We start from the raw sequence: 21822 nt of genomic DNA, 5'->3' as shown, positions 1-21822 counted from the left end.
TGCTGTCTCCTCAGGGTCGGATGGCGGTCATCAATAGGTGGGTCCGCATGGCCGCGGCCTGTTCCGCGGTGACCGGGCGGCCGTGCTCGGCCAGGACGGCGGCGGGGTCGGCCCGCCGCGCGCTCCAGCCGTGTGCGGTGAACCAAGCGACCGGGTCGCTGCGGCCCTCGGTCGAGTACCACAGCGCGCCCACGTCGACATCGACGTCGAACGCGGTGCGCATCAACGACCGCGCGTCCGCGCGCTGTGCCGCGTCGGGCGCTTCGGCCATGGTCATGTTGAGCGCGACCCGGCTGCCCGGCGCGCTGAACTCGGAGATGGCATCGAGCAGCCGGTCCTGTGCCTCGGCGGGCAGGTAGCGCAGCAGCCCTTCGGCGAGCCACGCGGTCGGCGCCGCGGGATCGAACCCCTTGTCCCGCAACGCCGTGGGCCAATCCTCGCGCAGATCCACCGGCACCTCGCGGCGCTCGACCGCCGGTGCGATGCCGCGAGCGGCGAAGGCAGCGGCCTTGAACTGCAATACCTTCGGTTGATCGAGCTCAAAGACCGTAGTGCCCGTTGGCCACTCGAGGCGGTAGGCCCTGGCATCGAGTCCGGCGGCCACGAGCACGATCTGCCGGATGCCCGCGGCCACCACGGCGGCGAAGAACTCGTCGAAGTAGCAGGTGCGCGCGACGATGAGGTCGGCGAGCACCCCGAAGGACTGTGCCGCGGCCGGATCGGTGGTGCCGAGACCCTGACCGATCCGGGCCCAGGCCGCCGAATCGACCGCGTCCACCAGCACCTCGGCGTACGGATCGCGGAAGAGCGCGTCCGGCCGCCGGGTCTCGCCCGCGCGCACCGCGGCGACACCGAGTGCCGTCGCGCCGACGCTCGTGACGATGTCCCAGCTGTCGTCGTCGGTCCGCATCCTCGCTCCCTTCGGGTCGGCCGGCCCGGGCCGACCCGTCCGAGGCTACTGCGCGCGCCGCCTACTTCTGGTTCAGGTCCCGGCGGGCCGCGACCTTGGAGGACAGGCCGTGGATCTGCACGAAGCCCTTGGCCAGCGACTGGTCGAAGGTGTCGCCCTCGTCGTAAGTGGCCAGGTTGAAGTCGTAGAGCGACTGGTCGGAGCGGCGGCCGTTGACCACCGCGCTGCCGCCGTGCAGCACCATCCGGATATCGCCGGTGGCGGCCTGCTGGGTGTCACCGATGAAGGCGTCCAGCGCCCGCTTGAGCGGGGAGAACCAGAGGCCGTCGTAGGCCAGCTCGCCCCAGCGCTGCTCGACCTGCCGCTTGTACCGGCCCAGCTCGCGCTCGATGGTGACGTGCTCCAGCGCCTGGTGCGCGGTGATCAGCGCGATCGCGCCGGGGGCCTCGTAGATCTCGCGGCTCTTGATGCCGACGAGCCGGTCCTCGACCATGTCGAGGCGGCCGATGCCCTGCCGTCCGGCCCGGTGGTTCAGTTCGACGATCGCCTCCAGCACGCTGACCGGGCGGCCGTCGATGGCGACCGGCACACCGCGCTCGAAGGACACGATCAGCTCGTCCGGCGCCTCGAAGTTGACGGTCGGGTCGGCGGTGTAGTCGTAGACGTCCTTGGTCGGCGCGTTCCACAGATCCTCGAGGAAGCCGGTCTCGACGGCCCGGCCCCACACGTTCTGGTCGATCGAGAACGGCGACTTCTTGGTGACGTTGATCGGCAGCGCGTTCTCCTCGGCGAAGGCGATGGCCTTCTCCCGGGTCCAGGCGTAGTCGCGGACCGGGGCGATCACGTTCAGATCGGGCGCCAGCGCGCCGATGCCGACCTCGAAGCGGACCTGGTCGTTGCCCTTGCCGGTGCAGCCGTGCGCGACGGTGTCCGCGCCGTGGAACTTGGCCGCCTCCACCAGGTGCTTGACGATCAGCGGGCGGCTGATCGCGGAGACCAGCGGGTACTGCCCCATGTACATCGCGTTGGCCTGGATGGTGGGCAGGCAGTATTCGTCGGCGAACTCGTCGCGCGCGTCGACCACGATGGCCTCGACGGCACCGCAGTCGAGCGCTCGCTGGCGCACCACGTTCATGTCCTCGCCGCCCTGGCCCAGGTCGATGGCGACGGCCACCACCTCGGCACCGGTCTCCTTGCCGATCCAGCTGATCGCGACGGAGGTGTCCAGCCCACCGGAGTAGGCGAGTACGACGCGTTCGGACATGGTCTGTGTGCTCCTCGGTTTCGGTACGTGTGTGCGAAGTGCGGGCGAACTGCCCGCCCCGGTGTTCGCCTGGGGATCACGGGGGCCCGCACGTTCTACAAATGATTATGCACGATGATGCAAGCCCATTCATAACCGGGGGTCCGGCAGCTACCGGACGGCATCATCGCGGCGGTGAAAGTCTCTGCCCATCAAGCGAATCCCCGCGCGCTCCGCCGGTCCTGTGCGACCCTGGGGAGCGGAAACGTTCGGCCAGGCAGAAGGAAGAACGTCATGCTGCTGCATCTCATCGGGCAAGAATTCAGCACCCTCGGCAACGGAGTACTCGACGTCGGCCGCGCCGTGGTCGACCTCATCCAGGACATCATCAACGTGGCCACCCCCGACAACGGCGCCACCCCCCGCGGCGGAGGCGGCGGCCAATACCCGTTCAGCTGACCCCGCTCAGGCGATCTCCTCGATCTTGGCGGCCAGTTCGGCGCCGGTGACGGGTTCGCGCGCGATCACGGCGATGGTGTCGTCGCCGGCGATGGTGCCGACGATATAGGGCAGTGCGGCCCGGTCCAGCGCGCTGGCCAGGTAGTGCGCCGCGCCCGGCGGGGTGCGCAGCACCGCGATGTTGCCGCTGTGGTCGGTGGAGACCAGCAGATCGCCGAGCAGCTTCGCCAGGCGATCGGTGCCGCCGGTGACACCGCGGATGGGACTGCCGTCCTCGGGCACCACGTACACACCGGCGCCGCCGTCGGCCGCGCGCAATTTGACCGCGCCCAGCTCGTCGAGATCGCGCGAGAGGGTGGCCTGGGTGGTCTCGATGCCCTCGGCCGCCAGCAGCGCGGCCAGTTCGGTCTGGCTGCGGACCGCGTGCGCGGTCAGCAGCTCGACGATGCGGGACTGCCGACCGGCGCGGGTACGCGCGATCTCCGGACCGGTCACGCCCCACCGTCGCTTCGCTTGGCCAGCAACCAGACCAGCAGCGCCTTCTGCGCGTGCAGCCGGTTCTCGGCCTCGTCCCACACCACGCTGTGCGGACCGTCCAGCACGTCGTCGGTGATCTCCTCGCCTCGATGCGCGGGCAGGCAGTGCAGGACAACGGCGTCGGATTCGGCACGCGCCAGCAATGCCGAGTCGACCTGGAACGGCCGGAACGGACCGACCCGATCGAGACCGTCGTTCTCCTGCCCCATCGAGGTCCAGGCGTCGGTCACCAGCGCGTCCGCGCCCTCGGCCGCGGCGTGCGGGTCGTCGGTGAGCGTGATGGTCGCGCCGGTCTCGGCGGCCCGCTTACGCGCGGCCTCCACGATCCACGGCAGCGGCTCGAAGCCCGCTGGGGCGGCGATGGTGACGTTCAGCCCCGCGGTGACGCCGCCGAGCAGCAGCGAGTGCGCCATGTTGTTGGCGCCGTCGCCGAAGTAGGTGAGGTTGCGGCCCACCAGATTGCCCTTGCGCTCCACCAGGGTCTGCAGGTCGGCGAGCACCTGGCAGGGGTGGAACTCGTTGGACAGCGCGTTCACCACCGGAACCGTTGCGGTCGCGGCCATTTCGTCGAGCCGGACCTGCTCGAAGGTGCGCCAGACGATCGCGTCGACATAGCGGGACAGCACGCGCCCGGTGTCGCCGAGGGTCTCCTCGCGGCCGAGCTGGGTGTCGCGCCCGTCCACCACCACCGCGTGCCCGCCGAGCTGCGCGATGCCGACCTCGAACGAGAACCGGGTGCGGGTGGAGTTCTTCTCGAAGATCACCCCGACCCCGCGCGGGCCCTCCAGCGGCCGTTGTGAGAACGGCGCGTGCTTGAGTTCGGCGGCGAGGGCGAGGATTTCGGCCTGCTCGGCCGGGCTCACATCGTCGTCACGGAGAAAGTGCCGGATCGGAGCCGAGGTGTGCGCAGCGGTGGAAGTCATTGCGCCGCGGCCTCCTTTGCGTCTTTGGTTGCGGTGTCGAGGATCTCGGGTAGATCGGCGACGAAATTGTCCGCTTGGGTCTCGGTGAGGATCAGCGGCGGTGCGAGCCGGATGACGTCGGGCTTGGCCGGGTTCACCAGATAGCCTGCCGCGCGGGCGCGCGCCTCGACCTGCGCCGAGATCCCTTCGGTGAGCACGATGCCGAGCAGCAGTCCCGCGCCGCGCACCTGGTCGATGAGCGGATGCTCCAGCAGTTCGATGCCGTCGCTGAGCCGCTTGCCGACCGACTCGACGTGCGCGAGCAGCCCTTCCTCGTCGATCGTCCGCAACACCGCGAGCGCGGCCGCGGCACAGACCGGATTGCCGCCGAACGTGGTGCCGTGCAGGCCGGGGGTGAGCAGTTCGGCGGCCCGGCCGTTGGCCAGCACCGCGCCGATGGGCAGTCCGCCGCCGAGCCCCTTGGCCAGCGTGATCACGTCGGGCACGATGCCCGCGGCCTGGTGGGCGTAGAACTTTCCGGTCCGCCCGATGCCGGTCTGCACCTCGTCGAGGATCAGCAGCGCGCCATGGCGCGCGGTGATCTCCCTGGCCTTGGCCAGGTAGTCGAACGGCGGCACCACGACGCCGCTCTCGCCCATCATCGGTTCGAGGAACACCGCGGCGGTGTCCGCGTCGACGATCGCCTCGAGCGCGGCGGCGTCACCGTAGGGCACGTGCACCACGCCGGCGGGCATCGGCTCGAACGGCGTGCGCTTGGCGGGCTGCCCGGTGAGCGCGAGCGCACCCATGGTGCGGCCGTGGAACGCCTCCTCGCAGGCGACGATCTTGCGCCGGCCGGTCAGCCGCGCGATCTTGAACGCGGCCTCGTTCGCCTCGGTCCCCGAATTGCAGAAGAACGCGCGTCCGCTGTGCCCGTGCTCGGTGGCGCCGTCGCCGAATTGCGCGAGCAACCGCTCGGCCAATTCGATCACCGGCTCGTTCGCATAGAGGTTCGAGACGTGACCGAGCGTGCCGAGCTGCTGAGTGACCGCGGCGAGGATCGCCGGATGGGCATGGCCGAGACTGTTGACCGCGATACCGCCGAGGAAATCGACATAGCGGTTGCCGTCCGCGTCGTAGACCACCGCACCCGCGCCACGCACCAGTGTGAGCTTCGGGGTGCCGTAGTTGTTCATCATCGCGGCGGACCACCGCTGTTGGAATTCCTGGTCTTTGCTCATTGTTTCGTTCCGTCCGATGCGCAGGCCCCGTTCGGGGCGGGCGTCACCATCGTTCCGATTCCTTCTCCGGTGAACAGTTCCAGCAGCACCGAGTGCGGCACGCGACCGTCGATGACATGGGCGGTCGGCACCCCGCCGTGCACGGCGCGCAGACAGGCCTCCATCTTCGGCACCATGCCCGCGTCCAGGCGGGGCAGCAACTCGGCGAGCGCCGCGGTGTCGATGCGGGTGATCAGCGAGGACCGGTCGGGCCATTCGGTGTAGAGACCCTCGACATCGGTCAGCACCACCAGCTTCTCCGCGCCGATGCCCTCGGCGAGCGCGGCCGCGGCGGTATCGGCGTTGATGTTGTGCACCACGCCGTCCGCGTCCGGCGCGATGGTCGAGACCACCGGAATGCGTCCGGCATCGATCAGGTCGAGCACCGCGTCCGGGTTCACCTCGCTCACGTCGCCGACCAGACCGATATCGGTGGCCACCCCGTCGACATCGACGGTGCGCCGCGTCGCGGTGAACAGGCCGGCGTCCTCCCCCGAGATGCCGACCGCGTACGGGCCGTGCGCGTTGATCAGCCCGACCAGCTCGCGCCCGACCTGCCCGAACAGCACCATCCGCACCACGTCCATTACCTCGGGCGTGGTCACCCGGAAGCCGCCGCGGAATTCCCCTTGCAGGCCGAGCTTTTTCAGCATCGCGCTGATCTGCGGGCCGCCGCCGTGCACCACCACCGGATGCACGCCGACGGTGCGCAGAAAGGCCATGTCCGCGGCGAAGGCTCGCTCGAGCTCGGCGTCGACCATGGCGTTGCCGCCGAACTTCACCACGACGATCTTGTCGCGGAACTTCTGTAGCCAGGGCAGCGCGTCGGCCAGCACATGCGCCTTGTCCAGCGCCGAGAGTTCGTGGTGCAGTTGGCCGGTCATGAGCTGTAGGCCGAATTCTCTTCGACGTAACCGTGCGAGAGGTCGGTGGTGCGGATAGTGGCCTGCGCGTCACCGACATTCAGCTCTATGCGCACCTCGATGTCCATCCCAGACAGGTCGACATCGCGGGCGCCGGGCGCGCCGACACCGTCGACACAGACCGGACTTCCGTTGAACGACACCGAGATCCGGTTCGGATCGAGGGTGATCGGCGCCATGCCGACCGCGGCGAGCACCCGGCCCCAGTTCGGGTCGGAGCCGAACAGCGCGGTCTTGACCAGGCTGTCGCGGGCGACCGTGCGGGCCGCGGCGACCGCCTCGTCCTCGGTCAGCGCCCCGGCCACCGTCACCAGCACCCGCTTGGTGACGCCCTCGGCGTCGGCCATCAGCTGTGCGGCCAGGTCGTCGCACACCGCGAGCACCGCGGCGTCGAGGTCGGCCTGGCTCGGGGTGACCTCACTCGCGCCGTTGGCGAGCAGCAGCACCGTGTCGTTGGTGGAGCAGGAGCCGTCGACGTCGAGCCGATCGAAGGTGCGCGCGGTCGCGTTGCGCAGCGCCTGATCCAACTGGTCGGCGGTGACGGCCGCGTCGGTGGTCAGCACCACGAGCATGGTCGCCAGCGAGGGCGCGAGCATGCCCGCGCCCTTGGCCATGCCGCCGACGTTCCACTTGTCGCGGTGATGGAAGGCCGCCTCCTTGGGCACCGTGTCGGTGGTCATGATGGCGTGTGCCGCGTCGAGGCCGCCGGACAGGCCGCCGCCCATCTCGTGCACGATCTCGGTGATCGCCGGAATCACCTTGTCCATCGGCAGCCGGTCGCCGATCAGGCCGGTCGAGCAGACCGCGATCTCGCCGGCGCCGGTCTCGGTGCCCCAATTGCTCAGCGCCGCAGCGAGTTCCTCAGCGGTCCTGTGCGTGTCCTGGAAGCCGCCGGGACCGGTACAAGCGTTCGCCCCACCGGAGTTCAGGATCACCGCGCGCAGCCGCTTGCCGGTCAATACCTGCTGCGACCACAGCACCGGCGCGGCCTTCACCTTGTTGCTGGTGAACACCCCCGCCGCCGCGTACTCCGGCCCCTCGTTGAAAACCAGGGCCAGGTCCGGCTTTCCGCTGGCCTTGATGCCCGCCGCGATGCCTGCCGCGCGGAAGCCGAGCGGTCCGGTCACACCCTGGTTGCGTACCAGCCTGCCGTTCGCGTTCGACGCTGCGGCCATTGTCGTCACGGTGCCACTCCTACGGTGGAAAGTCCTGCGGTCTCGTCGAATCCGACCGCCAGATTCATGGATTGCACCGCGGCGCCCGCGGTGCCCTTGGTCAAGTTGTCGATCGCACCGATCACCACGAGCAGGCCCGCGTCGGTGTCCACCGCCACCTGCAGGGTGACGGCATTGGCGCCGAGCACGGCACCGGTCTGCGGCAGCACGCCTTCGGGCAGCAGGTGCACGAAAGGTTCGTCGGCGTAAGCCTTCTCATAGACCGCGCGCGCCTGCGCGACATCCACCGTGGTGGGCGCGGTGCACGTCGCGAGGATCCCGCGCGGCATCGGCGCGAGCACCGGGGTGAACGACACCGCGACCTCGCGACCGCCCGCCGCGGCCAGGTTCTGCGCGATCTCCGGCGTGTGCCGGTGCGCCCCGGCGATACCGTAGGCGCGGGCCGAACCCATCACCTCGGACCCGAGCAGGCCAACGTCGAGCTTGCGGCCCGCCCCCGAGGTTCCGCTCACCGCAACGACATTCACCTGCGGCGCGACGATGCCCGCCGCGACCGCCGGTGCCAGTGCGAGGCTGGCCACGGTCGGGTAGCAACCGGGCACCGCGATCCGGCGCGCGCCGCGCAGCCGCTCCCGGCCGCCGGGCAGTTCCGGCAGACCGTACGGCCAGCTGCCCGCGTGCGGGCTGCCGTAGTACTTCTCCCAGGCCTGTGCGTCGGTCAACCGGAAGTCGGCGCCGCAGTCGATGATCACCGTCTCGGCGGGCAGTTGCGCGGCGAGCGCGGCCGACTGGCCGTGCGGCAGGCCGAGGAACACGATGTCGTGGCCGGCCAGCTCGTCGACGCTGGTCGGGCCGAGCACCCGAGTCGCGAGCGGTAACAGGTGCGGCTGTAGTTCCCCGAGCGCGGTCCCGGCATTCGCCCCCGCCGTCAGCGCGCCGATCTCCAGGCGCCCGTCGCGGTATGCCGGGTGTCCCAGCAGTAGGCGCAACACTTCGCCACCCGCGTATCCACTCGCCCCGGCCACCGCCACCCGCAGTGCGGGTGCGGTCGGCTCCGGCGCGTGCACCGAATCAACCATGTGATGATTATGCACGACCATGCAAGCTCATTCATAGGCAGGGTACGGTTTCGCGCCTGACACCCCGCTCCGACCTGCCGCATCCACCGTAACGATTCGACGCCCGTCCATGGGCTCGCGCACGGGCCACACGACACCACCACGCCGCAGCCCCCCTTCCGAACAGGGCGTTTCGGCCGATCCCGGCGATCATGTGACCCGAAACACCTGCACACCCTGGCCCACCGGCCCGATTCCAGCCCAACCTCACCCCCACCCGCCCCGCAACGGCCGGACCGAGCGACTACGCGAAGGGCCCAACCCAGCACTGAATAGCGCGCACTTCGCGCCCGGCCATGCCCCCGAAGCAGAGTCATGCAACTGGTCGTGCGATCACCAGGTAATGGTGGCGGCACCCACTCGGCCGATGCCGCCACCATTACCTGGTGATCACTTGTCCAGCATGAGAATCCGCGGCGCTACGGCGCTGCGAGCGGCCGGCTCAGCACTTCTCGTAGCGCGCGATCAGGGCTCACTCGATGGCACCGGGTTCATTGAGGCGATCCGTGCAACTACCTACGGGGCGAACCGCCGGCGCGCCCGCCGACGAAGAGCATGATGCCGGCGGCGAGCGGCGCGAGGCCGGCCCCGATCCAGGCGACAGCGGCACCAGGGATTCGCGGCACTCCAGCGCGAAACAAGCGCTCGTATAAGTCACCAGCGACCCGACGGCGCCGAGCAGCACCACGAGGAGAACGCGAGCCAGGCCACAGGAAGGCGCGCGAGCCGTGCGCGCACAGCGATAGACATGAACCGAACCAGCGTGCGGGAGCGACAACCGGGGATGGCCGTCGCCGAGATATCGCGCAGCCTTCTTATACGGTGTCCGCCAACGGCTTCCGTGTCAAGTAGTCGAAAGTTGTACCGCCCGTTATTCACCCGACCGATCGTGCATCGGAAAGGGCGATACGCCGGTCCAGCAGCACGGATCGTATGGCGCCAGACCCCGAGCGGAATATACATCGGATGTCTTGTGCCACAGCGTGTCTCAGACCAGCAGCGGGCGGAGATTGAGACACAAGCGCGTGCCCGTTTCGCACTCCTACCGGCACGGTTCCGGATATGGTCTGGCAATGGTGTACGCGATTGCCAAGAGTGCCGGTTTCTATGCGGCGCACGGTATCTGGAGCGTCTCCGACGGCGATATGCTCACTCCGCTGCTCGGTTACGCGGCTACCGACGGGTCGGAAGGCCTGGAGCGCCTACTCTCAGATGATCCCGCCGAGGCGGCACACCTCGGGTCGGAGCGATTACAGATCGGCAGACCCCAGTGGATCCGCGCGGTACTGCTCGTCGACGCCTTCCTGCATCTGCCCCGCGGCCGCACCGACGCTTTGATCATCGACGCCGTCGAATACACCCCGCAGCCGCGGTCGATGCGGATGGCGGTCCCGTACCGCCCCCAGTCGCCCACCGGCAAGTTCGCCGTGTATCGACCGAAATTCATTGACACCCAAGGATTTACCGATCCCGACTACGGCGAGCTGGCCGACTCCTTCTATACGGGCGTCGACTCGCACCAGCAGGCCGCGGCGGTCTGGCACGCGCACCTGCTGGACGAGTCCGCCTGACCGGCGGCCCTCACCGCCGACAGCCGTCGAGCAGCAGACCGATGGTGATGCGCGCGTCGTAGTGCGGATCAGGCGAGTCCGCCCCCGCACAGATGTCACCGATGGCGCGCATCAACTGATAGGCGCCCACATCGGCGACAATCTCACCCTTATCCCGTGCCGCACAGAGTATTTCGTCGAATACCGGAACCAACCGGTCCAGGAAGAGCGCGTGCAGGCCGGAGAATCCGTCGGGGTCGTTGCGCATCGCGGCGGCGAGCCCGTGTTTGGTCGCCAGAAAATCCACGAACAATGCCACCCACCGGCGCAGCGCCTCGAACGGCGACGCCGCGTCCGCGAGCAAAGCGGGCCCGGCCTCGGCGCACGCGTCGACCTGATGCCGATAGACCGCCGCGACCAGGTCCGCGCGGGTGGGGAAATGCCGGTAGATGGTGCCCATGCCGACTCCGGCCGCGGCGGCGACCTTGCGCACCGGCGCGTTCACCCCATCGGTGACGAACACCGCGGCCGCGGCGTCCAGCAGCGCACGCTCGTTGCGCCGCGCATCCGCGCGCTTCGCCGATTGCCCGGTCGGCAATGCCTCCTCGTCAGCACCCACGCGAAAAGCCCTTCCTCGAACATCGGTTGCCAAGCGGAACACCGCTCCGTATATTCGGAACAGCGCTCCGCTTCGTCAGTCTATCCGCTTACGGCCGCCCGCGGCACCGACGCGGCGCACGGCGGGAAGCGCCGCCCATCACGCTCGAAGGGACTCCCCATGCCTACTCCAGCCCCGGTCACCACCGGCCCCGTCGCCGCGCTCGGCACACCGCTCATCAGCGTCAAGCCGGTCGTCCTGCCCGCACCTGAACGCGGTACAGACGTGCAGGCACGTGTCAGCGCACCCACCGAAGGCACCGGTCTGCCGGTGCTCGTGCTCGCGCACGGTTTCGGCAAGTCGATGTCCTCTTACGACCCGCTGGTGGACCACTGGGCAGCCAACGGGTTCGTCGTCGTGCAGCCGACCTTCCTCGATTCCCGCACGCTCGGGCTCACACCGGAAGACCCGCGCTACCCGAAGATCTGGGAGTTCCGCGTGCAGGACGTGCTGCGCGTACTCGACGAGCTCGACCGCGTCCTCGCGGCCGTGCCGGGACTCGGCGCCCGGGTGGATCACGACCGCCTCGCCGTCGCCGGGCACTCGTGGGGCGGGCAGACCGTCGGCATGCTGCTCGGCGCCCGCGTACTCGGCCCGGACGGCACGCCCGGACCCGACCTGACCGACGACCGCGTGAAAGCCGGTGTGCTGCTTGCCACTACCGGATTGGGCGGGGACGTTCTGTCGCCGTTCGCGGCTGAGAATTTCCCCTTCATGAGCCCCGATTTCACCCGGCTGCACACCCCGACCCTCGTCGTCGCGGGCGACCACGACCACTCCGCCCTCTCGACCCGCGGCCCCGACTGGTTCACCGACGTGTATACCTACAGTCCCGGTGCCACCAGCCTGCTCACGCTCTTCGGTGGCGAACACATGCTCGGCGGCATCCACAGCTACAACGCCGCCGACACCACCGACGAGAGTCCCGAACGCGTCGCGCTGGTCCGCCACGCCGCCTGGGCCTACCTCCGCGACGCCATGGACATCGATCCCGCCCCGTGGCGGCAGCTCCGGTCCGAACTCGCCGCGCCGACGCCGATCGGCCGGATCGACAACAAGTAGCCACGCCCACGCTCGGATTACCGAGGTAGGTAGGAACTTTCAGTGTCGGCGCGCTACGACGTACAACCACCACAGTAGCAACCCGACCGGAGTCAGGACCGCCGTGCCCAAGATCGCGCCGAACATGCCGTAGCCGTGCGGGTCGAAGAGCACTCCGGCCACGCTGAGCACGACCATGCCAACGAGCAGCACGATAGCGGTGACGGTGCCGACGAACGCGCCGAACACCAAGCGCCGCAACACTGTCCGCACCGCGTTCGGACGACCGGACCGCTCCGGCATGGCCATGGGCTGGCGGTCCGACCCGGTCACTCCGGGTCCGGAGTGCAGATGGTCAGGAAGGATTTACGGTTCTCGCGCTGGACGTCCGCCGCGTCCATCCAGCCACGCGTGCCGAAAAGGTAACTCCCGGAAGGGTACTGGGCCGATTCGCGCAACACCTGCGCGATGTCGACCCGCGCGCCGTAGGACGGCGGACCGTCGACGGAGAAGTGCAGGGAGCCCGCCGTGGTCCAGTCATAGCCTGCGGGCAGCGGCGCACGCACCTGCAACGGACCGCCGGTGTCCGACGCGGCCGGGCCCGCGGTCCGCACCAGGTCCATCCGCTCGACGAGGACGCCGGGCCGCGGCGCGCTCCACCTCTGTTCGGCGCTGTGCCGCGTGCCGGAGTCGAAGATCAACGTCACCGCGGTGACGCCCGCGCACGGGGTGCCCGTCCAGAGTTTCAGGACGCCGTCGTCGACGCGGAACCCGGCCGCGGGCGGCAGCGAAGGGGCGTACTGCGCCCGGGTATCGCACGCCGTCGTCACCGCCGCCAGGAGCAGGGCGGCGGTGACGACGCGCGACCACCTAATATCCGCCATCGGAAAGGCCTGCGTCCCTTTCGGTCTCGTCGCCCCCGGTGATCTGCTCCCAGATATAGGAGGTGACGAACTGCGTGTAGCCTTCTCGCCCCCACTGCTGGGAGTGCCGCTCCTCGTGGTGCAGCAGTCGGTCCAGGTCGAGCCGTCCGCGATACACGCCGTTGTCGCCCTCGAACCAGGCGTGACCCGACCTGGCCACCTCCCGGATCTGCTGGGCCGGATCTTCCGGATCGTCGATGTCGAGCATGAACGTGTCGCCCCAGGTCGTGCCCGCGTTCGTGCTGAACCGATCCTGGATCGAATTCCCGCCCAGGCCCATCATGATGCCGTTCGGCGTGGTCACCAGCCGACCGCCGTTGCCGTGCACGAATCCCACATCTTCGTCATAGCTCCAGGCGTTGTGCCGCTGCCGCTCGGTGATCCGCCGCAGCTCTTCTGAACTGTACGGGGTCGGCGCGAAGTCGGTCTGCTCGCCTTCGGTGCCGTAGTCGGTGCCCGCGTTCAAGAGATAGGTCATGCGCACCGCCTTGGCGGCGTCGGCCGCGCTGATATCGGTCGGTAACAGGAAGTACGACTTGAAGATACCGTCGCCATCCTCGTCCTCGCGGATCTCCTGCAGCCTGTCCAGGATCTTGAAATCCTCAGGTGTGATGTGGTGGTCGGCGACGATCTGCTTGATCGTGTCGATCGAGACGCCCCGGCGCACGGCGTTCTCGAGCCACTGCCGGTAGTAGCCGCTCACCGGCGGCCCGGTCAGCAGACCCGCATCACGCAGCGCATGCTCCATCTCGGCCACTCCGGCGTCGAGTTCCCCGCCCTTCTGCGCCCCGGCCAGGGTGGTCGCGCCGTGGTCGCTGATCTTGCGGTCCTGCGCGAGCCGCAGCACCAGCGCGATCGCGGCGTCGATGTGTTTCGCCGTCGTGAGTATCGCCCTGGTTTCGCGCCCCAACTGCTGCCTGATGGTTTCGCGATGCCTGCGGGCCTCGGCGCGATCTTCGGCCTCGACTCGTGATCTCGGCGGCGGGTCCGGTGGCTTGTTGTCCACGATGGTGCCGTCGGCGGCGATCTGGAACAGGTAGGTGTCGGCGAGCGCGTCGTTGTTGGCGACCCGGGTCCGCAGCGCGGCCACATCATCGGACGCGTTCTTCAGCGCGCGTTCCACGGCGGACAGTTCCGCGGTGAGGATCTCGGCATTGTCGCGCGTGTCGCTCAGCGAACCGCGCGCCCGCTCGCTCGCCGGGCCATGCCAGTCGGGCAATCTCCTGGCGTCGTCGAGTTCGTCCTGTAGGCCGATCAGTTTGTCACGCCGCTCACGCAGCGTGACCGCCACCGTATCGAGGGCCTTTGCGTCCCATGCGCGGACGTCGTCGTACCCGATGGTCATCGCCGGAAAGCCCTTTCGGCCTCTGCCTCGTTCTCGGTGTACAACTTCACCGCCGCGAGCACCGCCGCGTTCCACCCACCGATCTCGTCGGCCCACCCCCGCGCACGCTCGTCGAACGTCGTGGCCAGGGCAGGTGCCCGCACGGCCGCCTCCCCGCCGGGCAATGCGGTCGCGATCGCCGCCAACCCGGTCCCCGGGGCGACCTCCCTGGCCTGCGCCGCAGCCGATCCCGCCGCGTCCGCCGCCGATCGCAGCTGACCGATCTCGACCTCGAACCCACCCACAGTCCGCGCCACCTACTCCTGATGTCGGCACGGAAAATCCGTGAACAATCGGCCGAGAAAGCTTGATCGTATCGGCCGCCCGAACCCCGCTCCTGCCCCTGTTTCTCGGGGCCACACCCAGCCATCGACCCAACAACCACCCGGTCGAACCACCCGAATCCCTTCCCGCACAACCGGCCTCCAAGCGTCAGAACTCACTGCTCCAGGTCCCGAGGGATGTCGCCGACACGTGCTTTGTCGGTGCGCGCGGCTAGTGTCTCGAATCGAGCGTTGTCTTGTTCATCGATTGGAGCACTGTGGGATTCACGACTGTCAACCTGACGAAGCCGGAGCATCTCTGGGATGAGTGGGCCGTCTGCGCGGCTGTTGAATACGCCGCGTGCGACTCGAGTTCGGTCGGGGTAGAAGAACTGAGGTCACGGCATCGGTTCGCGCACTATGACGACGGCGGCGGCAACTGGGCGGAGCTGGTGCTGCTGCCGGACAAGCGAGCGGTGCTGTGCGGACGCGACCTCGAGTTCTCCCAGACTTGCTTTCGCGAGGACTTCGAAGGCGTCGAAGAGATCGATGTGCTCGCCGGGGTTCCGGAATGGTGGCGGAGCGCGATCGATGAGCTCGGCAACGACCCGGCGAGTTGGGCACCAACCATATCCTTCGCCTACGGATTCGATGGAAACCATTGGCTGCGTGTTGATTACGATGTCGACGACGGGTTCGCCGGGGCGACGCCGGATGTCGGGGGTTTGGTCATGGAAGCCCTGATGGGTGCCGCACAAAGCGCCCTCGACGAGGACGCCGACCAGGCGGCCCTGGAAGATTTCACACCCGACGAGGCGGCCCTCGAGGCTTTGTGGGCAGCCGGTCGCCATCTGACCGCCGAGCACCTGCGCGCCGCGTTCGGCCCAGTTGCCGCATACTGTGATATCGACTTGGGAATGCGCGCCGTCGCCGAGTTTCGATAACGCGGCGGACCGCTCGAGGTCGACACTTCAGACCGTGGTCGTTCAATGAATGCCGCTGCACCTCAATGGTTTGCGCGGGATAGGAAGGACCCGTAGCCAGACGCCGTCCATACTAGGACATACCGCTCAGCGGTTGTACTCGTCGCAGGTCTGGCCCGATCGATCTGACGGCGGTGTCCGTCTGGACATCGATGCCAGTGCGGATCTCGCCCACGCTCAAACCTTCTGCGGAGCAGGACAATTCGCGACACACCTAACGCAGTCGACAGTGTGCGCAGTGATGTCGATCGACGCGGCCTTCGCGTCGCGGCGGGGCGGGTACCGGTACGCGACATTGTCGGCCACGTATGCGATCAAGGGGAGTCGATTCCGGTGACCTGGATACTGACAGCATGACCCGCTCCCTCCTCGACCCCTCAGCGGTTCCCTTCGAATTGCGGCCTTACCTGGAGGAGGTCGTTCAACGCGCACGCACTATCTGCAACCCCCATCTCGTCAGTGTTTTCGCGGTCGGATCGATCGCGCTCGGCGATTACCGCCACGGGCGCAGCGATATCGACGTGAATATGGTCGTGGAGCCGTCGCTTCCCGGCACCGTTGTGCGCGAGCTGGCGGAGTCGCTGGCGCATGACGCATTGCGGTGCCCTGCCGCCGGTCTGGAGCTCGTTGTGTACGAATCCTCTTTTGCCGACCGGGCGTCCGACCAGGCCGGGTACCTGCTGGATCTCAACACCGGGCCACTGCTGCCACACCGTGCCAGTTTCGATCCCGCAGCGTCACCGGCATTCTGGTACGTCATCGATCGCTCCATCGCCTACCAGACCGGATGCGTCCTTTACGGGCGTCCGGTGCGTCAAGTGCTCGCCGCACCGTCCCAGGGTCATCTCTATGCCGCGATACTGGCCTCGGTGCGCGAGCACACCACCGGCGTCGGCCATCTGACCGACAATCAGGTACTCAACGGCTGCCGCTCTGTCGCCTTCTGCCGTACCGGCCGATGGGCAGCCAAACGTGATGCCGCACAACTGATCTCGAAATCCGAGCCGAATTTCCGCCCCCTCCTCGAAACCGCGGTGCGCAGCTTCCAACGCCCCCGCACGGCAGCGCTCGAACTACCCACCGCAGACGTACAGACCTTCCTGGCCTGGGTCCGCGATCGTGTCGAGGAAGCCGAACCAGCAGGTCACCGCGACGATGACTGAGATCCACACGTACGAGCCGGGCGCACCCGACCGGGGAGGGCCGTATCTGCAGTCAGTGTCCCGAATCAAGGGTTGTCTTGTGGAGCCGCAGCATCGATGGGATTGACTACGCTGGTCGATCCCGACAGCGGTTATCGGTGAACTTCAACACCATTCGTGGACGAGGCCGTCGATGAACGTCGCGAAATCAGGCGCGAGAGTTGTGATTCGATAGCCGGCTTCTTGATCCACGTGAACCACCCGAGGCTCATCACCGCCCCGGTAATCGAGTGCGATCATGTCGTGGCCGGCTGATGGGCAGTCCGCGAAGTAGATCCCGATATCGGGATATCCCCACTCCTCGCGGATTCGCCGGTGAGTCTGCCCTTGGCCGCAGTACCCGTCCCGCGACAATCTGATCGTGAGTTGGTCGGATCCTGGTTACGCATCAATGGCGCGAGGAGTTGTATCTGCGATGGCCTTGTTCACCCTGAGCTTCCCTGTTCCCGCGGACAACGCACGCAAGATCTGGGACGACACCACCGATCCGCGCACCCTGGTCAGCGCGGTGTTCTCGATGGTGGCACCGATCGACAGCGAGATTTTCAACTCTGGCCTCGGTGGTCTCACCGGGGTGACCGAGCCACTCGCGCAAGCGCTGGCCGCGACCGGATTCACTGGCTATCGCCTGGTCCCTGCCACGACCGAACCCACGCAATACCCCAACGACTACGGCCCAGACCCTTCGACGCTGGTCTTCCCCCGGCTATTTGCACTCCAAATCACTGGCCAACCGGGTATCGATGACTTCGCCAAAACCTACCGGCCGGTACTGTCGGAACGACTCACCGACTTCTTGTGTACGAGAGACTCAGCATTGACGAAATCCCGCGGGGAGGTCGAAGTCAGCGGTCGAATGGTCCGCCGAAGCGTCTCCGAGTAGGCAGCCCTTATCAGTGACCTGCGTCAGCGCGGCGACGGACGACGTCCGTGGCGAGACCGATCCGGCGATATCCCTGTGGGTCATATCGATTCCGCTCCAGCGGGGTGTATTCGAGACTGTCCGGATCTCGTCCGGATTCCTGCGCGGTCGACCGTGCCATTTCCCACTGCATCGCGCGCACCTGCGAACCAGCACCCCTCCGGCGAAGTACCCGTCACCGCGCAGCCTGGCCCGGCGTGCGGCCGCCCGACTCGATCCACCCACGTGGATCGGTCGCGTTGTCGCCTGGTAGCGCCCGGCGGCTGATGCGGCGGTCCGGCATGAACTTGTGGTGGTGGGACAGGCGGGGGAACCATGGGGTAGCATTAGAACATGCGTTCGAACGGAGCTTACGAAGAGCAGCTCAGCGCCCTGGAGGGGGCGCTGACTGGGCTGCGGGGCCTCGATGTGGCGCGGGGTAGCGAGGAGGAGTTGGCCGATCTGTTGGATCGGCTGGAAGCTGCGGCGCGCATGCTGGCGGGGATGATCGCGCGGGTGGCCTATCGGTTGCGGCAGTTGCGTGAGCCGATCTAGTGGCTGTGTCTGGGTCCGGTTGAGTGCGTACGCGGTGCAGGTTGGCGCCGGGCAAGGCCGGAGCCGACTACGGGCCGCATCGGCGACGAGGCCGCGGCCCCACAACCCGGACAGTCGAGACCTACAGAGGCCAAGGGCGAATTCCGGCTGGACGCTTCCGCATTCAGCTCGCACGTGCCCCGCGAGAGTTGCTCCGGCACCGGCATGCTCGGGTGACGAGCTGGTCCATGACCGCCATGAAAGGACTTCGGACCCCTAATTCACCTGCAGCGCGGATGGTTCGATCGCGAGCAGGGCGTGCAGCGCGGTTTCACCGCTCGGGGTGATGCGGACGGCTCGACCGCTGCCCACCCGGGCGATCCAATCGCGCTCGAGCAGGCGGCGACAGATCTGTGCGCCCGCGGTCCCGCCGAGGTGGGTGCGCCGTTCGGTCCAGTCGAGGCAGGGCCGGGCGAGCGGACGTCGCGTCCCGTGTAAGGCCGCTGGCTCGATGCCCAACGGTCCGGTAAGCCAGGACAGCCCCGCGTCGGTGAGTGCGAACCCGCTGTCCTGGTCGAGCAGTCCGCGCTCGGTCATCGCGGTGGTGATCGCGACACCGAGCCGACCGGCCAGATGGTCGTAACAGGTCCGGCCGCGCGCCAAAGCCGCTGCGACAGTGGCGGTTCGCAGGTTGGTCACCGCGGGGCGCGGCGGATCCAGGTGGGTGACCATCGACTCCAGCAGTTCGGCGACGTGCGGGCCGGCCAACTGCACATAGCGGTGCCTGCCCTGCCTGCGCTCGACCAGTAGTCCCCCGTCGAGCAGCCGATTCAGATGTTCGGTCGCGGTGGACGCGGCCACCCCCGCGTGCCGGGCGAGCTCACCCGCGGTCCACGCCCGGCCGTCGACCAGCGCCAGGCACATATCGGCGCGGGTCCGGTCGGCGAGCAACGCGGCGAGACCGGCGAGTTCTGCTCCTCGGGATGACACCACCCCATCATGGCGCGCGATCGTTTCGGCGGCGACCGAAATATCGCGGGGATACGGTCACCTCATGAATCCGACACTGCCCCTGCGCACCGACCCCGACGAGGTGCGCCGGATCTTGATCGAGGCGCCGGTGCCGGTCGCGCCGCAGGTGGACGCGCCGATCGGCGTGACGTGGCTGCGCGCGCACGTGCCGCGTTTCCGCGAGGGCGCCGAGCACCGGCGTTTGCGTGCACTGGTTACCGCGGAACTCGACCGCCTCTCCCCTGCCGAGCTGCGGGCGCGGGCACGCACGGCGGGCGGCACCCTGCCGCATGTCCGCGTGTTAGCGGAAGCACTTGGCCTGCAAGGGATCTCCGAGGAAACAGTGGCCTTGGTCGCCGCCCACTATCAACCACACGAGCCGAACAGTGCCGCCGCCGACGCGGCGGTCGCCGAATTGGTCGACGCCTGCGGCGGGGTGGCCGACGACGCGAAGGCCACCCGAATCTGCCTGCTGGTGCAGGCCTGTGCCGCGACCACCGCCCTGATCGCCAACGTGCGCGAACTCGACGCCCCTGGCGACGTCGAGGAACGCATCGCCCGCACGATGGATGAGAACCCGCCACTGCGCTCGACCCGCCGCGTGGTCGACGGCCGGCTGGTCGAACTCGACATGCGCCATCCGGGACTGGGTTTCGGCGCGGGACCGCACGCCTGCCCCGGCCGGGCACATGCCGTCGCCCTCGCCGCGGGCATCATCGAAGGAGCCGCATGAACAAGACTGAGACCTTCCACGCCCTGCACCACGGTGACGAGCCACTGGTGCTGCCGAACGCCTGGGATTTCGGTTCCGCGGCGCTGCTCGCGACCGAAGGGTTCCCGGCGATCGGCACCACCAGCCTCGGCGTCGCGGTCGCCGCGGGCCTGCCGGACGGCACCGGTGTCACCGCCGCGGCGACCGCGGCACTGGCCCGGTTGCTCGCTCGGCTACCGGTTCCGGTGACCGTCGACATCGAAGGCGGCTTCAGCGAAAATCCCACGGCGGTCGGCGAATATGCCGCCGAGCTGGCCGAAATGGGTATCGCCGGAATCAATCTGGAGGATGGACGCACGGAAGACACACTGGCGCAACCACAGCACCAGGCCGAGCTGATCGCGGCGATCAAAACGCACGCACCCGAGCTGTTCGTCAACGCGCGCGTCGACACGCACTGGCTGCACCTCGACGCAGGCAGTACCCTCGACCGTGCGAAACGGTACGCGGCCGCGGGCGCCGACGGCATCTTCGTCCCCGGCCTCACCGACCCCGCCGGGATCGAACGGGTCGTCGCCGCGATCCCGCTGCCCGTCAACGTCCTCTACGCGCCGAACGGCCCGTCGCTGGCGACCCTCGCCGAACTCGGGGTCCGCCGGGTCAGCACCGGCTCGCTGCTGTACCGCACCGCGCTCGCCGCGGCGATCGACATCGCCCGAGCGGTCCGCGCCGACACCCCCCTGCCCGCCGCGGCACCCACCTACGACCAGATCCAAGCCCTTACCCAGTGAGCCGAGCGCGGGCTCGACCCGCATATCGGACAGTCGGACCGCTCGCGGTGTCTACCATGGAAGGCAGCGGCCGACGGCCGAAAGGGGCTCGCGATGTTCGAGAAATTCTCCGATCACGCCCGGCGCGTTGTGGTGCTGTCGCAGGAAGCCGCCCGCGCGCTGCACCACGACCACATCGGCGCCGAACACATGTTGCTCGCGGTCCTCGAACTGTGCGAGCGCGAGCCGACCCTCGGTGCCACACAGGCTTTGGCGCAGTTGGGCATCGAACCCAAGGAGGCGCTGAGCCGAATCGCCTTGCCGCCCGGCCCCGCTGATCTCACTGTGTCCGGCTACATCCCGTTCACCAAGCAAGCCAGGAAGGTGCTCGAGAACAGCCTGCGCGAGGCGCAGGCACTCGATGACGCGCACATCGGACCGAGCCACCTGCTGCTCGCGTTGACCAGCGCGGCGGATGCCGATCCCGGCACGCCCGTCGGCACCGCCGTCACGGAGTTGGAGCTTTCGCACGACAGTCTGCGCGCGGCGTTGCGAGCGGGCACCGCGGCACGAGCCGCCGCCATGGTGACACCGCAGTTCGCCCCGCAGGCGATCAAGGCGCTGACCGTCGCGAAGGCGCACGCCCGCCGATCCGGCAGCAGCACAGTCGATGTCGGCCACCTGCTGCTCGGTCTGCTCGAGCTGGACGACGACGTGGTGCGCCCGGCTTTCGACGCTCTCGGCGTCGATCGGGCCAGGCTCGGCGACGAGGTGCTCGACAGGCTGCCGGGCCGCGCATGACACCTAGTGTTTGCGCACCACCCGTTCCCCCTGCCCCGGCCGCCAGATCGTGATCTCCAGGTGGTCATCGATCACCTCGACGGTGGACGCAACGCTCAGCTCGGCAATGTAGAAGTGGTCGAACTCCCGTCCGCGAATGTCGAAACCGGACGCGTCGAACAGGTGCTGGGCGAACCGCTCGTGCAACCCCTTGTCGGGGAGATCGACAACCGTGCCGAACAGTTTGGCGTCGCCGTCGCTCACCTGAGGGTCGACCGTTGCGGTGTGCAGGCAGAACCGCGGGTCTCGCGCCAGATCACGGAATTTCGTGGTGCCGGGCATCCCCGAGATCACCAGCATGTCCTCGAACAACCGCGGTTCCACCGGGCTGATCCGCGGGAACCCGTCCGAGCGCAGGGTGCCCAGCATGCACAGGTTGCCGGTCGCGCGGTGTGTCTGCGCACGAAGACTTCGGCGATGCGCGGCGCTTCTTCGGCGAATTCCCTCCATGTGGTCATGCGCTCGACGGTACGGCGAATTCTTGTCATCTTCTGTCAGGTTTT

At 68.2% G+C, this 21822-nt stretch carries 25 protein-coding genes and 1 pseudogene; 10 read left to right on the top strand and 16 right to left on the bottom strand.

The window, feature by feature from the left end; genetic code table 11:
• Positions 1-10: 10 nt before the first annotated feature.
• Entirely contained in the window at positions 11-910 is a 900-nt protein-coding gene (locus F5X71_RS12740) for an SAM-dependent methyltransferase (protein ID WP_167462126.1), read from the bottom strand.
• 61 nt (positions 911-971) lie between these two features.
• Positions 972-2174: an argininosuccinate synthase gene (locus tag F5X71_RS12735; protein ID WP_167462125.1), complete on the bottom strand. Its 1203-nt coding sequence runs from the start codon at positions 2172-2174 to the stop codon at positions 972-974.
• Positions 2175-2447: 273 nt separating this feature from the next.
• Here F5X71_RS12735 and F5X71_RS12730 point away from each other — a divergent pair, with 273 nt between their 5' ends.
• Positions 2448-2612 carry a hypothetical protein gene (locus tag F5X71_RS12730; RefSeq protein ID WP_167462124.1) on the top strand — a complete coding sequence of 55 codons (165 nt, stop codon included), beginning with the start codon at positions 2448-2450 and terminating at the stop codon, positions 2610-2612.
• Positions 2613-2618: 6 nt separating this feature from the next.
• Here F5X71_RS12730 and F5X71_RS12725 read toward each other — a convergent pair whose 3' ends face one another.
• Genes F5X71_RS12725 through argC form a run of 6 tightly spaced genes read right to left on the bottom strand, consistent with a single transcriptional unit; the run spans position 2619 to position 8508 of the window.
• On the bottom strand, positions 2619-3107 hold the full coding sequence (locus tag F5X71_RS12725) for an arginine repressor (protein ID WP_167462123.1): 489 nt from the start codon (positions 3105-3107) through the stop codon (positions 2619-2621).
• Positions 3104-4072 (bottom strand): ornithine carbamoyltransferase, encoded by a 969-nt coding sequence (gene argF, locus F5X71_RS12720; protein WP_167462122.1) that lies wholly within the window; start codon positions 4070-4072, stop codon positions 3104-3106. The genes F5X71_RS12725 and argF overlap by 4 nt, the downstream gene beginning before the upstream one ends.
• Positions 4069-5292 (bottom strand): acetylornithine transaminase, encoded by a 1224-nt coding sequence (locus F5X71_RS12715; protein WP_167462121.1) that lies wholly within the window; start codon positions 5290-5292, stop codon positions 4069-4071. Before F5X71_RS12715 ends, argF begins: the two co-directional genes overlap by 4 nt.
• Positions 5289-6215 (bottom strand): acetylglutamate kinase, encoded by a 927-nt coding sequence (argB, locus tag F5X71_RS12710; RefSeq protein ID WP_167462120.1) that lies wholly within the window; start codon positions 6213-6215, stop codon positions 5289-5291. The genes F5X71_RS12715 and argB overlap by 4 nt, the downstream gene beginning before the upstream one ends.
• A complete protein-coding gene (gene argJ, locus F5X71_RS12705; RefSeq protein ID WP_167462119.1) occupies positions 6212-7429 on the bottom strand; it encodes a bifunctional glutamate N-acetyltransferase/amino-acid acetyltransferase ArgJ in 1218 nt (405 codons plus the stop codon). The genes argB and argJ overlap by 4 nt, the downstream gene beginning before the upstream one ends.
• Positions 7430-7434: 5 nt before the next feature.
• Complete coding sequence (gene argC / locus F5X71_RS12700) at positions 7435-8508, bottom strand: N-acetyl-gamma-glutamyl-phosphate reductase (protein ID WP_167462118.1); 1074 nt, start codon at positions 8506-8508, stop codon at positions 7435-7437.
• Between the two features lie 1112 nt (positions 8509-9620).
• Between argC and F5X71_RS12695 the strand changes: the two genes are divergently transcribed.
• Positions 9621-10118 (top strand): hypothetical protein, encoded by a 498-nt coding sequence (locus tag F5X71_RS12695; RefSeq protein ID WP_167462117.1) that lies wholly within the window; start codon positions 9621-9623, stop codon positions 10116-10118.
• 10 nt (positions 10119-10128) lie between these two features.
• Here F5X71_RS12695 and F5X71_RS12690 read toward each other — a convergent pair whose 3' ends face one another.
• Complete coding sequence (locus F5X71_RS12690; protein WP_167462116.1) at positions 10129-10716, bottom strand: TetR/AcrR family transcriptional regulator; 588 nt, start codon at positions 10714-10716, stop codon at positions 10129-10131.
• Between the two features lie 159 nt (positions 10717-10875).
• Between F5X71_RS12690 and F5X71_RS12685 the strand changes: the two genes are divergently transcribed.
• A complete protein-coding gene (locus F5X71_RS12685) occupies positions 10876-11817 on the top strand; it encodes an alpha/beta hydrolase family protein (RefSeq protein ID WP_167462115.1) in 942 nt (313 codons plus the stop codon).
• A gap of 39 nt (positions 11818-11856) precedes the next feature.
• On the opposite strand, the gene F5X71_RS12680 is transcribed toward F5X71_RS12685, so the two are convergent.
• The 4 genes from F5X71_RS12680 to F5X71_RS12665 are packed head-to-tail and all read right to left on the bottom strand — an operon-like array spanning position 11857 to position 14348.
• Complete coding sequence (locus tag F5X71_RS12680) at positions 11857-12105, bottom strand: hypothetical protein (RefSeq protein WP_238815860.1); 249 nt, start codon at positions 12103-12105, stop codon at positions 11857-11859.
• A 20-nt stretch (positions 12106-12125) separates the two neighbouring features.
• The gene (locus tag F5X71_RS12675; RefSeq protein WP_167462114.1) at positions 12126-12680 is read right to left on the bottom strand and encodes a hypothetical protein; all 555 of its coding nucleotides are present in this window, start codon (positions 12678-12680) and stop codon (positions 12126-12128) included.
• On the bottom strand, positions 12667-14064 hold the full coding sequence (locus F5X71_RS12670; protein ID WP_167462113.1) for a hypothetical protein: 1398 nt from the start codon (positions 14062-14064) through the stop codon (positions 12667-12669). Before F5X71_RS12670 ends, F5X71_RS12675 begins: the two co-directional genes overlap by 14 nt.
• Complete coding sequence (locus F5X71_RS12665; RefSeq protein WP_167466426.1) at positions 14061-14348, bottom strand: hypothetical protein; 288 nt, start codon at positions 14346-14348, stop codon at positions 14061-14063. The genes F5X71_RS12670 and F5X71_RS12665 overlap by 4 nt, the downstream gene beginning before the upstream one ends.
• A 275-nt stretch (positions 14349-14623) precedes the next feature.
• Between F5X71_RS12665 and F5X71_RS12660 the strand changes: the two genes are divergently transcribed.
• The gene (locus F5X71_RS12660) at positions 14624-15310 is read left to right on the top strand and encodes a hypothetical protein (RefSeq protein ID WP_167462112.1); all 687 of its coding nucleotides are present in this window, start codon (positions 14624-14626) and stop codon (positions 15308-15310) included.
• A 392-nt stretch (positions 15311-15702) separates the two neighbouring features.
• A complete protein-coding gene (locus tag F5X71_RS12655; protein WP_167462111.1) occupies positions 15703-16512 on the top strand; it encodes an aminoglycoside adenylyltransferase domain-containing protein in 810 nt (269 codons plus the stop codon).
• 144 nt (positions 16513-16656) lie between these two features.
• On the opposite strand, the gene F5X71_RS37725 is transcribed toward F5X71_RS12655, so the two are convergent.
• On the bottom strand, positions 16657-16905 hold the full coding sequence (locus F5X71_RS37725) for an SMI1/KNR4 family protein (protein WP_428981470.1): 249 nt from the start codon (positions 16903-16905) through the stop codon (positions 16657-16659).
• Positions 16906-16966: 61 nt separating this feature from the next.
• Here F5X71_RS37725 and F5X71_RS12645 point away from each other — a divergent pair, with 61 nt between their 5' ends.
• Together F5X71_RS12645 and F5X71_RS12635 are read left to right on the top strand one after the other, a co-directional pair.
• On the top strand, positions 16967-17434 hold the full coding sequence (locus tag F5X71_RS12645) for a hypothetical protein (RefSeq protein ID WP_167462110.1): 468 nt from the start codon (positions 16967-16969) through the stop codon (positions 17432-17434).
• Between the two features lie 372 nt (positions 17435-17806).
• The gene (locus F5X71_RS12635) at positions 17807-18007 is read left to right on the top strand and encodes a hypothetical protein (protein ID WP_167462109.1); all 201 of its coding nucleotides are present in this window, start codon (positions 17807-17809) and stop codon (positions 18005-18007) included.
• A gap of 255 nt (positions 18008-18262) precedes the next feature.
• Here the strand turns inward: F5X71_RS12635 and F5X71_RS12630 are convergent, their stop codons facing one another.
• Complete coding sequence (locus tag F5X71_RS12630; protein WP_167462108.1) at positions 18263-18976, bottom strand: ArsR/SmtB family transcription factor; 714 nt, start codon at positions 18974-18976, stop codon at positions 18263-18265.
• 64 nt (positions 18977-19040) lie between these two features.
• On the opposite strand from F5X71_RS12630, the gene F5X71_RS12625 reads away from it, so the two are divergent.
• The 3 genes from F5X71_RS12625 (at position 19041) to F5X71_RS12615 (ending at position 21280) form a co-directional block, all read left to right on the top strand.
• On the top strand, positions 19041-19730 hold the full coding sequence (locus tag F5X71_RS12625; protein ID WP_203218288.1) for a hypothetical protein: 690 nt from the start codon (positions 19041-19043) through the stop codon (positions 19728-19730).
• Positions 19727-20500: an isocitrate lyase/PEP mutase family protein gene (locus F5X71_RS12620; RefSeq protein WP_167462107.1), complete on the top strand. Its 774-nt coding sequence runs from the start codon at positions 19727-19729 to the stop codon at positions 20498-20500. Before F5X71_RS12625 ends, F5X71_RS12620 begins: the two co-directional genes overlap by 4 nt.
• 93 nt (positions 20501-20593) lie before the next feature.
• Entirely contained in the window at positions 20594-21280 is a 687-nt protein-coding gene (locus F5X71_RS12615; protein ID WP_167462106.1) for a Clp protease N-terminal domain-containing protein, read from the top strand.
• Positions 21281-21283: 3 nt separating this feature from the next.
• Here the strand turns inward: F5X71_RS12615 and F5X71_RS12610 are convergent.
• Positions 21284-21777, bottom strand: a pseudogene (locus F5X71_RS12610) (pyridoxamine 5'-phosphate oxidase family protein).
• Positions 21778-21822: the final 45 nt, after the last annotated feature.

This window comes from Nocardia brasiliensis (assembly GCF_011801125.1).
Classification (GTDB): domain Bacteria; phylum Actinomycetota; class Actinomycetes; order Mycobacteriales; family Mycobacteriaceae; genus Nocardia; species Nocardia brasiliensis_C.
Note: the sequence above shows the minus strand (reverse complement) of the source record. Positions and strands in the feature narration are given on the sequence as shown.

What these genes read in the sequence shown, in the direction of transcription:
- F5X71_RS12715 (WP_167462121.1), bottom strand. Translation starts at nt 5,292, where the DNA reads ATGAGCAAAGACCAGGAATTCCAACAGCGGTGGTCCGCCGCGATGATG.
- F5X71_RS12730 (WP_167462124.1), top strand. Translation starts at nt 2,448, where the DNA reads ATGCTGCTGCATCTCATCGGGCAAGAATTCAGCACCCTCGGCAACGGA.
- F5X71_RS12740 (WP_167462126.1), bottom strand. Translation starts at nt 910, where the DNA reads ATGCGGACCGACGACGACAGCTGGGACATCGTCACGAGCGTCGGCGCG.
- F5X71_RS12695 (WP_167462117.1), top strand. Translation starts at nt 9,621, where the DNA reads ATGGTGTACGCGATTGCCAAGAGTGCCGGTTTCTATGCGGCGCACGGT.
- F5X71_RS12685 (WP_167462115.1), top strand. Translation starts at nt 10,876, where the DNA reads ATGCCTACTCCAGCCCCGGTCACCACCGGCCCCGTCGCCGCGCTCGGC.
- argJ (WP_167462119.1), bottom strand. Translation starts at nt 7,429, where the DNA reads ATGGCCGCAGCGTCGAACGCGAACGGCAGGCTGGTACGCAACCAGGGT.
- F5X71_RS12680 (WP_238815860.1), bottom strand. Translation starts at nt 12,105, where the DNA reads ATGGCCATGCCGGAGCGGTCCGGTCGTCCGAACGCGGTGCGGACAGTG.
- F5X71_RS12670 (WP_167462113.1), bottom strand. Translation starts at nt 14,064, where the DNA reads ATGACCATCGGGTACGACGACGTCCGCGCATGGGACGCAAAGGCCCTC.
- F5X71_RS12675 (WP_167462114.1), bottom strand. Translation starts at nt 12,680, where the DNA reads ATGGCGGATATTAGGTGGTCGCGCGTCGTCACCGCCGCCCTGCTCCTG.
- F5X71_RS12615 (WP_167462106.1), top strand. Translation starts at nt 20,594, where the DNA reads ATGTTCGAGAAATTCTCCGATCACGCCCGGCGCGTTGTGGTGCTGTCG.
- F5X71_RS12645 (WP_167462110.1), top strand. Translation starts at nt 16,967, where the DNA reads ATGGCCTTGTTCACCCTGAGCTTCCCTGTTCCCGCGGACAACGCACGC.
- F5X71_RS12655 (WP_167462111.1), top strand. Translation starts at nt 15,703, where the DNA reads ATGACCCGCTCCCTCCTCGACCCCTCAGCGGTTCCCTTCGAATTGCGG.
- F5X71_RS12735 (WP_167462125.1), bottom strand. Translation starts at nt 2,174, where the DNA reads ATGTCCGAACGCGTCGTACTCGCCTACTCCGGTGGGCTGGACACCTCC.
- F5X71_RS12620 (WP_167462107.1), top strand. Translation starts at nt 19,727, where the DNA reads ATGAACAAGACTGAGACCTTCCACGCCCTGCACCACGGTGACGAGCCA.
- F5X71_RS12635 (WP_167462109.1), top strand. Translation starts at nt 17,807, where the DNA reads ATGCGTTCGAACGGAGCTTACGAAGAGCAGCTCAGCGCCCTGGAGGGG.
- argC (WP_167462118.1), bottom strand. Translation starts at nt 8,508, where the DNA reads ATGGTTGATTCGGTGCACGCGCCGGAGCCGACCGCACCCGCACTGCGG.
- F5X71_RS12625 (WP_203218288.1), top strand. Translation starts at nt 19,041, where the DNA reads ATGAATCCGACACTGCCCCTGCGCACCGACCCCGACGAGGTGCGCCGG.
- argB (WP_167462120.1), bottom strand. Translation starts at nt 6,215, where the DNA reads ATGACCGGCCAACTGCACCACGAACTCTCGGCGCTGGACAAGGCGCAT.
- argF (WP_167462122.1), bottom strand. Translation starts at nt 4,072, where the DNA reads ATGACTTCCACCGCTGCGCACACCTCGGCTCCGATCCGGCACTTTCTC.